At 30.0% G+C, this 13020-nt stretch carries 10 protein-coding genes and 1 pseudogene; 7 read left to right on the top strand and 4 right to left on the bottom strand.

What is annotated here, in order from left to right; genetic code table 11:
* Nucleotides 1-95: 95 nt before the first annotated feature.
* On the bottom strand, nt 96-800 hold the full coding sequence (locus ACRC28_RS19075; protein WP_438545041.1) for a metallophosphoesterase family protein: 705 nt from the start codon (nt 798-800) through the stop codon (nt 96-98).
* Between the two features lie 135 nt (nt 801-935).
* Between ACRC28_RS19075 and ACRC28_RS19080 the strand changes: the two genes are divergently transcribed.
* The 5 genes and pseudogenes from ACRC28_RS19080 to ACRC28_RS19100 all read left to right on the top strand — a co-directional run bounded on the left by ACRC28_RS19080 (nt 936) and on the right by ACRC28_RS19100 (nt 6463).
* Nucleotides 936-2015 carry a M24 family metallopeptidase gene (locus tag ACRC28_RS19080; RefSeq protein ID WP_438545042.1) on the top strand — a complete coding sequence of 360 codons (1080 nt, stop codon included), beginning with the start codon at nt 936-938 and terminating at the stop codon, nt 2013-2015.
* A 140-nt stretch (nt 2016-2155) separates the two neighbouring features.
* Nucleotides 2156-3034, top strand: coding sequence for a DUF4825 domain-containing protein (locus tag ACRC28_RS19085; RefSeq protein ID WP_438545043.1), 879 nt, complete (start codon nt 2156-2158; stop codon nt 3032-3034).
* Between the two features lie 56 nt (nt 3035-3090).
* Nucleotides 3091-3645: a carbohydrate-binding protein gene (locus ACRC28_RS19090; protein WP_438545044.1), complete on the top strand. Its 555-nt coding sequence runs from the start codon at nt 3091-3093 to the stop codon at nt 3643-3645.
* 187 nt (nt 3646-3832) lie between these two features.
* Nucleotides 3833-5659, top strand: a pseudogene (locus tag ACRC28_RS19095) (glycosyl hydrolase family 18 protein); the annotation flags it as partial.
* Between the two features lie 15 nt (nt 5660-5674).
* Complete coding sequence (locus ACRC28_RS19100) at nt 5675-6463, top strand: immunoglobulin-like domain-containing protein (RefSeq protein ID WP_438545050.1); 789 nt, start codon at nt 5675-5677, stop codon at nt 6461-6463.
* Between the two features lie 41 nt (nt 6464-6504).
* On the opposite strand, the gene ACRC28_RS19105 is transcribed toward ACRC28_RS19100, so the two are convergent.
* The 3 genes from ACRC28_RS19105 to murC all read right to left on the bottom strand — a co-directional run bounded on the left by ACRC28_RS19105 (nt 6505) and on the right by murC (nt 11249).
* Entirely contained in the window at nt 6505-8157 is a 1653-nt protein-coding gene (locus ACRC28_RS19105; RefSeq protein WP_438545045.1) for an alpha-keto acid decarboxylase family protein, read from the bottom strand.
* Nucleotides 8158-8337: 180 nt separating this feature from the next.
* Nucleotides 8338-9576, bottom strand: a complete 1239-nt coding sequence (locus ACRC28_RS19110) for a NupC/NupG family nucleoside CNT transporter (RefSeq protein WP_438545046.1) — start codon at nt 9574-9576, stop codon at nt 8338-8340.
* 296 nt (nt 9577-9872) lie between these two features.
* Nucleotides 9873-11249, bottom strand: a complete 1377-nt coding sequence (gene murC, locus ACRC28_RS19115; RefSeq protein WP_438545047.1) for a UDP-N-acetylmuramate--L-alanine ligase — start codon at nt 11247-11249, stop codon at nt 9873-9875.
* 258 nt (nt 11250-11507) lie between these two features.
* Between murC and purR the strand changes: the two genes are divergently transcribed.
* Together purR and ACRC28_RS19125 are read left to right on the top strand one after the other, a co-directional pair.
* Nucleotides 11508-12323, top strand: a complete 816-nt coding sequence (gene purR / locus ACRC28_RS19120; protein ID WP_438545048.1) for a pur operon repressor — start codon at nt 11508-11510, stop codon at nt 12321-12323.
* Nucleotides 12324-12518: 195 nt separating this feature from the next.
* Nucleotides 12519-13020 (top strand): sugar phosphate nucleotidyltransferase (locus ACRC28_RS19125; RefSeq protein WP_438545049.1); only part of this gene is annotated, 502 nt, incomplete at its 3' end.

Below are 13020 nucleotides of genomic sequence, written 5' to 3' on the forward strand. Positions count from 1 at the left end.
ATTTTCAAAAGAATGGGTATGAGTTTAAGGTGATATCAAATTAAAATAGATACGGGAAGCTTTTATCCCGTATCTATTTATTTTAATTAAATAAATTAAATTTCTTTTCCAAGCTCATAAGATTGAATTAGTTTATTTGGAAATTTTAACATAGTCATATCTTTAACTATTCTTTTATATTCATATTCAACATGTTTGAATTTAACTTTAACTTCACCAGTTTCTTCATTTATGTCTAATAGGCAATAAGTTGCATCAGGTGTTCCTATCTTAGGTTTTCCAGCACTTCCATCATTTATAAATAGCTTGTCACCAAACATTTTACATGATGGAATATGAGTATGTGCACATACTAAAATATCTGCATTTAAATTTTTCATGATTTCTTCAGTGTTACTTCCATCTTCAAAAAGATATTCAGTTAAAGAATTTGGACTTCCATGTACAAATAAAATTTCACGTTTCCCAACTGTTAGTCTATATTCAGTAGGTAAGCTTTCTAAATAATATTTATTTGAAACTCTAGTTTCTTCAACAGCCCAAGGTAATGAAAAAGAGTTTATCTCATTATCTCTTATAAAAGTAAAATCACCATCACAAACTGAGGCATCATAATTTCCTTTAATGCAAGGGATTTCTCTTCTTCTAATTAATGCAATTACTTCATTAGGGTGTGGACCATATCCAACTAAATCACCTAAACAAATTATTTTATCTACTTTATTTTCATCTATATCTTCAAAGACCTTCATTAAGGAATAAATATTCCCATGAATATCTGATATTACTGCAATTCTCATATTAAGGACCTCCTTAAATTACTATAAACTTAATATAAATTGTGTATACCTTTATTTTAGCATTATATTAAAAGTGATTAAAGGTGATATAATAGTAATTAAGAATAAAATAATAAAAACAATAGGAGGACAGTTATGAAGGAAAGTAGAATTAATAAAGTAGTTCAAAGAATGAAGGAAGAAGGCTTAAGCCAAATGGTTGTATCATCACCATCATCATTATTTTATTTAACAGGAAAGTGGTTTCATCCAGGAAATAGAATGATTGTATTATTAGTTAAAGAAAATGGTGAACATAAATTAGTAAATAACAAGCTTTTCCCAGTAACAGAAGATTTAGGGGTAGACATAGTTTGGTATGAGGATACAGATAAACCAGTAGAGGTTTTAGCAGAATATATAGATAAAAATGAAGATTTAGGAATAGATAAGGTGTGGCCATCACATTATTTAATTTCATTAATGGAGATGAGTGCTGCAAAGGGATATAAAAATTCATCTATTATAATTGATGAACTTAGAATGGTTAAAGATGAAGAAGAAATTGAATTTATGAAAGAAGCATCTAAGATAAATGATAAGACAATGAAAGAGTTTTGGGGATACTTAAAAGAAGGAATTACAGAACTTGAGTGTGTAAATCTTTTAAAAGAATTATATGAGAAGAATGGTTCAAATAAATTCTCATTTAGTCCAATAGTTGCATTTTGTCCTAATGGAGCTGACCCACATCATGGAACAGATGATACAAAGCTTAAAAATGGAGATAGTATTGTTATAGATATGGGATGTGTTTATAAAAGTTATTGCTCAGATATGACAAGAACAATTTTCTTTGGAGAAGAACCAAAGGAAAGACATGCATCAATTTATGGAATAGTAAAAACTGCAAATGAAAGAGCTATTGAAATGGTTAAACCAGGAGCTAAATTTAGTGATATAGACAATGCAGCAAGAGAATATATAACTGAAAATGGATATGGTGAATATTTCACACATAGAACAGGACATTGTATAGGAATTGACTGTCATGACTTTGGAGATGTAAGTGGAATAAATGACAAGGTACTTCAGCCAGGAATGATATTCTCAGTTGAGCCAGGAGTATATATAAAAGATGATTTTGGAGTAAGAATAGAGGATTTAGTTCTTGTAACAAAAGATGGGCATGAAAGATTAAATAAAGTAACTAAAGAACTAACAGTTATAAAGTAATTTAAATAAAATTCGATAAAGATAGGTAATCAAAAAAATTTTTTGATTACCTATTTTTTTGAAAATAGAGTTATAGATATAGAGGGAATAATATTTAAGTAGCAGAATAAAAATATTGAGATAAATGAGGGGGAAAATTTATGAAAAAAATAATTAAGATTGGGATAATGTTTTGCAGTTTATTAATTTTAAGTGGGTGTAATGATAAACAAAATCTACTTGAAGGAAATATACAGAGTGAAACTAAAGAGATAATGGAAATTGATACAAAAAGACTAGAGGCATTTGAAGAAAGCGAGGTAGGAGATAATGTGGCAATGGTAGGGATTGCAAATAACTTGCCAGGGAATATTTTTTATAAAAGCATAGAACTTCATACAGATAGATTGCCTTTAGGAATAAGTGTTTTTTATGATAAAAATGGAATAGAGGAAGAAGAGGTAAGTGAGTTTTTAAAAGATTATAGAAAAGTAGCCTATATGAATGCTAGAGAAACATTTAGGTTAGTACCTAATTTAGTATATGTGAATTATGATTTTACAAGTCTTGGTGGAGAAAAAATACATTTTAAAAGAGAAGATATAATATCAGAAAACTGTGACGGATTAAGAGTTTTAGAATTAGATTCTTACAAGGGTGTTGGAAATTTCAAGCTAGGAATGAAAAAAGAAGAGGTTCAGAATATAGCAAATGAATATAGAGGAAAAGGATTTTCAGAAATGAAAACACCAGTTGACTTTGAAAAAGTTAAAGGGAAAAAGGCACAGGATTATGGAATGTTTGTAGCTTTTTATGATGAAAATGAAAAGGTTGAAGCTTTTGAATTTACAAGTGAAATAAGTATAGTAGTGGTAAATGATTTATTGAAGGGAACTTATAAAGAAAGATTAGATACTTTGAAAAATATAGATAGTAAGTTAGAGATTAATGAGGGGGAATTTGTGTCTGAAAAATATGGGATAGGTGTCTATGAAGAAGATATGACAACTATAGTATTTGTAAAAGGATATTATAAATAGAAATAGAATATATAGTATTAAAGAAACTATGGGAGATGAGAGGAGTTAAATTTAATATGAGAAGAGGGTTAATTTTATTAGGGTTAATAGTAGTATCATTTTTTAGTGTAGGATGTGGGAGTAAAGAAGTAGAAGAAAATGAGAAACCACAAATTGAAGTTGAGGAAGAGGCTTTTAAAGAAAGCAATATAATATTTGAAGAAAAGAATGATTTTTTAGTCCTTAAATCAGAGGTTGAAGGAGATATAAAATTTGTACTTAAAGAATTTGATAAAGTTGTAGCAGATGGAACAATATCAAAGGGGAATGAAAGTAAAATATATAGTTTAGCTAATTGCAAAAAAGATATGGCATATGATTATACTCTTGAATTAGTTATGGGAGATAAGAAAATAGTTAAGGCTTTAAATTATGCAAAAGTAAAAACAGATGGAAATTCAGATATAACTGGTGAGGAATTATATGAGTGGAACAAAAATGGGAAGGAGTATAAAGAGGGCGATAAGGTTATATATAAAGAAGCGAGATATAAATGCTTGCAAGCGCATACCTCACAAGAGGCATGGAATCCACGTGAAGCAGTTAGCCTTTGGCAGGAAGACAAAAATTAAGAAGAATAAAAAGAAACTTGAAACGACAAGTTTCTTTTTATTTGTCAAATTTTTAAGAAAAATGACGTTAAAAATATATGAAAACCTTTAAATAAATGGAAAAAAGTACTATTCATAATTTGAAATACAAGTTATAATAAATTTGTAATGTATTTTTAACAAATTAATAATGTATAGGGGGAATTGTATGAAATTTCGTAATTTAAAGAAACTAATTTCAACAACAATGGCATTAGCATTAACGTTATCAATATTTAGTACAACGGGTACAGCTAATGCAAATCCTACACAAGATAAGGCTGAAGCTGAGGTTACTTCAGAGAAGAAAGACTTAAAAAGGAAAGTAGTTGGTTATTTTCCAGAGTGGGCCTATAAAAGTGAAGCACAAGGATACTTTGATGTAGCTGATCTTCAATGGGACTCGTTAACACATATTCAATATTCTTTTGCCATGATTGATCCTGCAACTAACAAAATAGCTTTTGGGGACAAACATTCAGCAATAGAAGAAGATTTTAAAGATTATGAATTAATTCATAAGGGTAAGAAGATTGAACTTGATAAAAATCTTCCATACAAAGGGCATTTCAATGCAATGCAAGTTATGAAAAAACAGTATCCAGATGTTGACCTTTTAATATCTATTGGTGGATGGGCAGGTTCTAGAGGCTTCTATACTATGCTTGATACTGATGCTGGAATAAATACTTTTGCAGATTCATGTGTAAAGTTTATTAGAGATTATGGATTTGATGGAGTGGACATAGATTTTGAATATCCATCATCAACAAGTCAATCAGGAAATCCAGATGATTTTGATTTATCAGAACCAAGAAGAAAAACAATAAATGCAAGATATAATAAAATGATGGAAGTGTTAAGAGAAAAGATTGACAAAGCTTCAGAAGAAGATGGAAAAGATTATCTTTTAACTGCAGCAGTAACTGCATCATCATGGGTACTTGGTGGAGTATCAGATAATAGTTATGCTAAAAACTTAGATTTTTTAAGTGTAATGTCTTATGACTTCCACGGTGGATGGAATGAATATGTTGAAAACTTAGCAAATATTTATCCAGATCCAAAAGACAACGAGACATCACAAATGTTAATGCCAGTGTTAGGTATGGACTGGGCATATAGGTATTACAGAGGAGTTCTTCCTCCAGAAAAAATATTAATGGGAATTCCATACTATAGTAGAGGATGGGAAAATGTTCAAGGTGGAGATGGAACTGGTCTTCATGGGAAAAGTAAAACTCCAGCAACTGGAAAATATAACATCTGGGGTGATGATTTAAATGGAGATGGTGTTTTAGAACCAGCAGGTGCTAATCCATTATGGCATTTAAAGAACTTAGAAGAGTCAGATGCTAACATGAACGTACACTGGGATGATACAGGAAAAGTTCCTCATCTTTGGCAAGATAAAGAAAAGGTATTTTTATCATATGAAAATGAGCAATCAATTGATGAAAGACTTAAATATATAGAAGATAAAAATTTAGGTGGAGCTTTAATTTGGGTAATGAATGGTGATTACGGAATTAACCCAAATTATGTAGAAGGTTCAACTAATACAAATGAAGGTAAATATACTTTCGGAGATACCTTAACTAAGAGACTTAAATCAGGATTAGATAAAATGGGTGATTGTGTATCTACATCAGATGATACAACAGTTGGTCTTCCTGAAATAGGAGTAGATGTTAACTTTGGTGGAGTATATGACCATCCAAACTACACTTACTCATTAAAAATAACAAATCACACTGACAAGAAAATTGAGGGTGGATGGACATTATCATTTGATTTACCAAAATCAGCAGAGTTTAAATCACCTTGGGGTGGAACTGTTGAACAAACTAATAATGGAGATTTTACAACTATAACTATAAAAACAGCTGGATGGCAAGGAATTGATCCAGGTGCAACTACTGAATTACAAGGTATGATAGGACTTTGCTTTGGTGGAGTTAAAAATGTAACTTTCAATGGTTGTAAGCCAGTTGGAAAAGGTGGAGGAGAAATCCCAAACAATTCAGCACCAGTTTTAGAAGGTGTTGAGAATAAAACAATTAAGTTAAACTCAAGCTTTGATAAAATGGCAGGAGTTAAGGCTACTGACAAAGAAGATGGAGATTTAACTAGTAAAATAAAAGTAACTGGAGATGTTGATACAACAAAAGCTGGAACTTATAACTTAACTTATGAAGTAGCTGATAAAGAAGGACTAAAAGCTACTGCAAAAAGAGTTATTACAGTTAAAGAAAATGCTCCAGTAGTTGATGAAAAACCAGTTATTACAGGAGTTAAAAATAGAACTATCAAATTAAACTCAAGCTTTGATAAAATGGCAGGGATTACTGCAAATGATAAAGAAGATGGAGTTTTAACAAATAAAATAAAAGTTGATGGAGAAGTTGATACAACTAAAGCAGGAAATTATATATTAACTTACTCTGTTACAGATTCAAAAGGACAAACTACTACAGAAAGTTGTGTTATCACTGTTGAAGGTGAAAAACCACCAGTACCAGGAGACACTTACGATGCAAACAAAATATATAATGCTGGAGATAAAGTAATTTATAAAGGTAAGGAATATACTGCTAAATGGTGGGTTAGAGGAGAAGCTCCAGATAAGAGTTCTGCTTGGGAAGTAACACCAGAAATTGGAGCAGATGGAGTAGAAGTTTATGTACCTGGAAAAGCATACAATGGTGGAACAGTAGTTTCATATAATGGAGCAAAATATAAAGCTAAATGGTGGACAAATACTACACCAGGAAGCGATGATTCTTGGTCAAAATTATAAAAAATAAGAACTTGGTGATTTTCACCAAGTTCTTTTTGCTATTAATAACTATTTTGTTTAGAGAATAAAACACTTAATTTTTCAAGAAGTTCAGGCGAATCCATTCTATCCATAAAAACTTCCATAAAGATTAATTTATCAGTATTTTCATCTGCTTTTTTAAAGGCATTTATTAAATCATTTTCAGTTTTTACTTTTAAACTAATACTTCTATCACCAGTCATATCAAAAACAGAAACTAATTTAGAGTAATCCCACATATTTATATCATTATACTTTCTTTTAGGACCATGAATTAATCTTTCAACAGTATAACCATCATTGTTTATAACTAAGATTATTGGGTGTAAATCTTCTCTTATCATTGTTGAAACTTCTTGTGCAGTTAATTGGAATGAACCATCACCAACTAAAAGAATATTTCTTCTGCTTGTATCTGCAAGTTGAGTTCCAAGAAGTGAACCAACAGTATATCCAATTGAACCCCACAAAGGTTGTCCAATAAAAGTACATCCTTTTTTCAGATTTATTTCAGAAGCACCAAAGAATGAAGTTCCTTGCTCTGCAATTAATATATCATTTTCCTTTAGAGAATGTTCAATTGCTTTAAAGAATCTATTTTGTGTTAAGCTCTCATCAGTAGGAATAAATTTAGCTGAAGTTGTAATTGAAGGTGTTGTATTAGCTGAGAATTTAATATCTAAATTAGCTAAAGCATCTAAAACATCTTTCATTAAGATGTTATTGAACAAAGCTTCACCAATTCTACAATATAAAGGATGAACCTCTACTAAAATTGTAGATTTATTAACATAACTGAATCCAGCTGTTACAGAATCAGTAAGCTTAACTCCAAATAGAAATGCTAAATCACACTCTTTAACTAATGAATTTATATGTTCATTACTTAAAGAACCGTTATATATTCCAATGAAGTTTTTATGAGTTTCATCTATAACACCTTTTCCCATTGAAAGGCAAGCAACAGGTAAATTTGATTTTTCTACAAATTTTAAAACAGAGTCGTTAAGATTCTCTCTATCAACCTGGTAATCAGCTAAAATCATTTGTTTTTTTGAAGTTTCAACTAGCTCCGAAACTTTATTTATAAATTTGTTTAAAGTAGCTTCATCACTTACAAAATTATATGTAGTCTTTTCAGAAACGAAGATTTCTTTTTTTGGTAAATCTACAGGCAGTCCAATATAAATAGGTTTTTTATGTAAAGAACATTCTCTTAAAACTCTATCTATTTCTTCTTTTGCATTTATTTCGTTTAAGATAGTTTGTGCTACAGTAACCTCTTTAAACATATCGTTAAATCTAAAGAACTCTCCATCACCTAAAGTGTGGTGAACAAGCTTTCTATTTTCAACAACATTACTTGATGGAATACCAACAATTTTTACAACAGGAACACTTTCAGCATAAGAACCAGCAATACCATTAACGGCACTAAGCTCTCCTACTCCAAATGTAGTTGTAATAGCAGCCATTCCTTTAAGTCTTCCATATCCATCAGCTGCATAAGAAGCATTAAGTTCATTACAGTTTCCTATCCAGTCAACTCCATTGAAATCGTCAATTTGATCTAAGAAGCTAAGGTTATAATCTCCAGGAACACCAAAAATGTGCTCAACACCATACGATTTAAGACTTTGAATTAGATAATCTCCAATAGTCATTTTTTTCATTTGTAACATCTCCTTTAATATAAGATTTATAGTATTATATTACCATTATAATAGAATTAAATCTTTGAGAAAAATCATAAAATTGGATATTAACAAAAAAATAATAAGAAAATTTACCATTTTAAGAGTAAAAAAATAATCATTATGGAAAATTCCATAATGATTATTAATATTAAATATTTAAACTGCGAATAAAACCCCAGCGATTGTTCCTGTTAAACAAGTTGCAAGTGCACCACCTAAAAGTGCTTTAAATCCTAATTTAGCAATTAAGCTTTTCTTTTCAGGTGCTAATGAACCAATTCCACCTATTTGTATTGCAACTGAACTAATATTAGCAAATCCACATAATGCATAAGTTAATATAAGTATAGTTTTAGGTTGAAGAACTTGATATCCTGCAACATGTGCTATATTCTTTGATAACTCAGAGTAAGCAACAAATTCGTTAATCATAACTTTTTGTCCAAGTAAGCTACCAGCAGTAGCAACATCAGATCCAGGTACACCCATAACGAATGCAAGTGGTGAGAATATCTTTCCGAAAATCCATTGAAGGCTAAGCCAAGGAGCACCGAACAATCCACCAATTGAACCAACTACATAGTTAAATAATGCTATAAGAGCTACGAAAGCAAGAAGCATTGCAGCAACGTTTAAAGCTAGTCCTAAACCTTCGCTTGCACCATTAGCAGCAGCTTCAACAACATTAGATGCAGAGTTTTCAATTTGAATACCACTAACATCTTTAGTTTTTGGTTCTTCTGTTTCAGGTACTAATATTTTAGCTAAAATAAGTCCAGCAGGTGCAGCCATAATACTTGCAGCTAATAAGTCACCGGCATTAACACCCATAGCAACATATCCTGCCATAACTCCACCAGCAACAGTTGCCATTCCTCCAACCATTATAGCCATAAGTTCAGAACGAGTCATTTCTTTAATAAAAGGTTTTACTAAAAGTGGCGCCTCTGTTTGTCCTAAAAATATGTTTCCAACAGCACTTAATGTTTCAGCACCTGATGTTCCAAGTAATTTACAGAAAAATTTAGCAATTATTTTTACAATAAACTGCATAATACCTAGGTAATATAAAATTCCCATTAAAGCTGAGAAGAAGATAATAGTAGGTAAAACTTGTAGTGCAAAAATAGAACCAATAGTATTAGTATCCATTAAAGGACCAAATAAAAATTTTGAACCTTCTGCAGTAAAATCAAGAATTTTAGTTATTCCTTGACTGACAAAATTGAAAAATCTCTCACCAGCAGGAACTTTTAAAATAAAGAAACCAAAAATAACTTGTAGTCCAAGACCAGTAGCTACAAGACGCCAGTTGATTTTTTTTCTATTTTCAGAAAAAAGAACGGCGATTCCAAGAATAGCGATAATACCAAATAACCCAATAAATCTACTCATTAAAGTTCTCCTTTATAATTATATTTTAAGGTGAAACATTTTATATAATGATAAAACTAATATAACTAAAAAAGTGTATAAAATATGTATAGTTTATATAAAAGGTTTCAAAAGTTAATTTATTAATTAAATTATAAACTAACTTTGAATAAAATTAAAGAAAAAACAAATTTTTTCAAATAAAATGTAGAAAAAAGATGAATAAAGCATTATAAGGGAGGAAAAAATTAGAAAATATCAAAGAAAAAGTGCTTTGAATAACAAAAATTCAAAGCACTAAGGTAAAGGTTATTCTATTATAAATTTAAAAGTTTCTCACCAACGATAACAACATCACCAGCACCAACTGTTAAAATCATATCACCATCTTTTGCTACTGATTTTAAATAATCTACAGCTTCATTATGTGAATGAACATTAGTACACTTAAGTCCAGTTTTTCTAATAGCATCTCCAAGTTCATCAGATGTAACAAGACCAGTATCTTTTTCACGAGCAGCATAAATATCCATTAAAAGAAGTTCATCTACTCCATCAAAAGCTGTTGTAAATTCATCAAAAAGAGTTTTAGTTCTTGTATAAGTATGTGGTTGGAATACAAGATAAGTTTTTTCATGTGGAATTTTTTTAGCAGTATTTATAGTTGCTTTAATTTCAACAGGGTGATGAGCATAATCATCAATTATTGTAATTCCATTAACTTCGCCTTTATATTCAAATCTTTTATGAGCTCCAACACATTCGTTAAGACCTTCAGAAATTTTTGAATAAGGAAGGTTAAATATTAATCCTACACAAATTGTTGAAAGTGCATTTAAAATATTGTGTGTTCCAGGCATATTAAGACTTACTTCGAATAAATCTTCACCTTTTTTGTTTACTGTGAATGTAGCACAACCTTTATTGTTGAAAACAACATTTTTAGGAGTTACATCAGCATTTTCTAAACCATAACTTAAAGTGTTACATTTTACTTCTTTTAAAATTTCACGCACATTAGGGTCTTCATTGTATCCAATTAGATAACCATCTTCAGGAATTAAGGCACCAAACTTTTTAAAAGTTTCTACAATGTGGTCTAAATCTCTATAATAATCTAAGTGGTCTGCATCAATATTTAATATAATACCAACGTAAGGATAGAATTTTAAGAATGATTCTTTGTATTCACAAGCTTCAGTAACAAAATAATCACTACTTCCTATTCTATAGTTTCCTCCAATTACATCAAGCTCTCCTCCAACAAGGATAGTTGGGTCAAGCTCTCCTTTTAAAGATATGTTAGTTATCATAGAAGTACATGTAGTTTTTCCATGAGTACCAGCAACTGCAACGTTGTATTTATGTCCTTTCATTATTAAACCTAAAAATTCGGCTCTATCCATTAAATGAATATTTTTTTCTTTAGCTTCAACTATTTCAGGATTATCTTGAGGAATTGCAGCAGTGTAAACTACTAAATCTACATTTTGAAGATTTTCTTTTTTGTGTCCAATGTAAATTTCTGCTCCTTTAGACTTTAAACTTTCAGTTATCTTTGATTCTTTTGAATCAGAACCAGAAACCTTAAAACCATTATTTAAAAGTACAGCAGCAAGACCGCTCATACTAATACCGCCAATTCCTATAAAGTGAACTTTTTTTTCTTTATCTTTTATAAAATCAAATGACATTAAAATCACCTCTCCTAGTTAATTCATTTATAATTATATACATTTTTTGAGAATTGAACACAACAAAACGAATATTATTTTAAAAAAGTTCTTTAAAACATAGAAAATTTAAAGTTTTTGATTAAAAAATGAGCAAAATTTTAAAAATAAGAAATGAAAACTTGATAAAAAATATGATATAGAATAAAATATGAATATTAAGTGTAAAAAGTACAAAAATTATTCGTGTAAATATAAAATAGTGAAGGTGATTTTTTTATGGAGAAATTAAGTAGAAATAGCAGAGTAGTAGCAATTACAAAGATATTAACTGAAAGTCCTAATAAAATTATAGGACTTAATAGATTTTCGGAGTTGTTAAATGCAGCTAAATCAACTATAAGTGAAGATATTGTTATTGTGAGAGAGATTTTAGCTAAGCTTGAAATGGGAAAAGTTGAAACTATTTCAGGTGCATCAGGTGGTATAAAATATGTTCCTAGTGTAGGAATGGGGATGGCTACAGAATTTGCAGAAAATTTATGTAGTATATTAAAGGATGAAAATAGAGTTATTCCAGGAAATAGAATATATATGACAGACCTTATGTATAATCCAGAAATAATAAGTAAGGCAGGAACTATTATATCAGCATGGTTTGATGATAAAAATGTGGATTATATAATAACTGTTGAAACTAAGGGAATTCCACTTGCATACGAAGTGGCTAGAAATTTAGGAGTTCAGTTAGTTATTGCAAGAAGAGATAGTTTGGTAACAGAAGGACCAACTATGACTATTAACTATGTATCAGGAACAAGCAAAAGATTACAACAAATGTCTCTTTCTAAGAAGGCAATGAAGAAGGATTCAAGATGTGTATTTATAGATGACTTTATGAAGGGTGGAGGAACTGCACTTGGAATAAAGGATTTATTAAAAGAGTTTGATAGTGAACTTATAGGAATAGGTGTATTAGTAGATAGCAAGGAAGCTAATAAGAAATTAGTTGATGAATATATTTCAATAGTAGAATTACATTCAGTTGAAGAATCAATTATATCTGATATAAGACCATCGAAAGTTTTTGAATAAAAGTAAAAATGTAAGGTTACCTTCAAATTTATAAAATAAAGGAGATTTTTCTCCTTTATTTTTGTTTTATAAAGAAAGTTAATAGATGGAAAGGTTGAAAAGAAATTTTCTATGAAATATAATTAAATAGATATAAAATTAGGGTTTTTAAAATACCTAGTTTATCTCGGAAAAATCGCAAATAGAGGTGGTAAAATGTATAAGTGTGCGTTAATACTAGCAGCAGGTCAAGGAACAAGAATAAAATCAGATATACCAAAGGTTCTACATAAAGTGTGTGGAAAGGAAATGGTTAATCATGTAATAGATAACATGAGAAAAGCTAGTATAGAAGATATCAATGTAATCATTGGAAAAGGCGCAGATCTAGTGAAGAAGGAAACAGAAAGTAGAAATGTTTCATATTCTATGCAAGAAGAACAATTAGGAACAGGGCATGCAGTTAAATGTGCAGCAGACTTTTTAAAAGGAAAGAAAGGAACTGTACTTGTTTTTGCAGGTGATGCTCCATTAACTAAAGAAACCACTATAAATGAATTAATAGAGTACCATGAAGGTAATGGTAACAAAGCAACTTTATTAAGTGCATTAGTAGAAGATCCAACAGGATATGGAAGAATAATAAGAGATGAAAACAATGATGTTTTAAAAATTGTTGAGCATAAAGATTGTAACGAAGAAGAATTAAAAGTAAATG

It is taken from the genome of Clostridium sp. (genome assembly GCF_051650885.1).
Lineage (GTDB): Bacteria > Bacillota > Clostridia > Clostridiales > Clostridiaceae > Clostridium.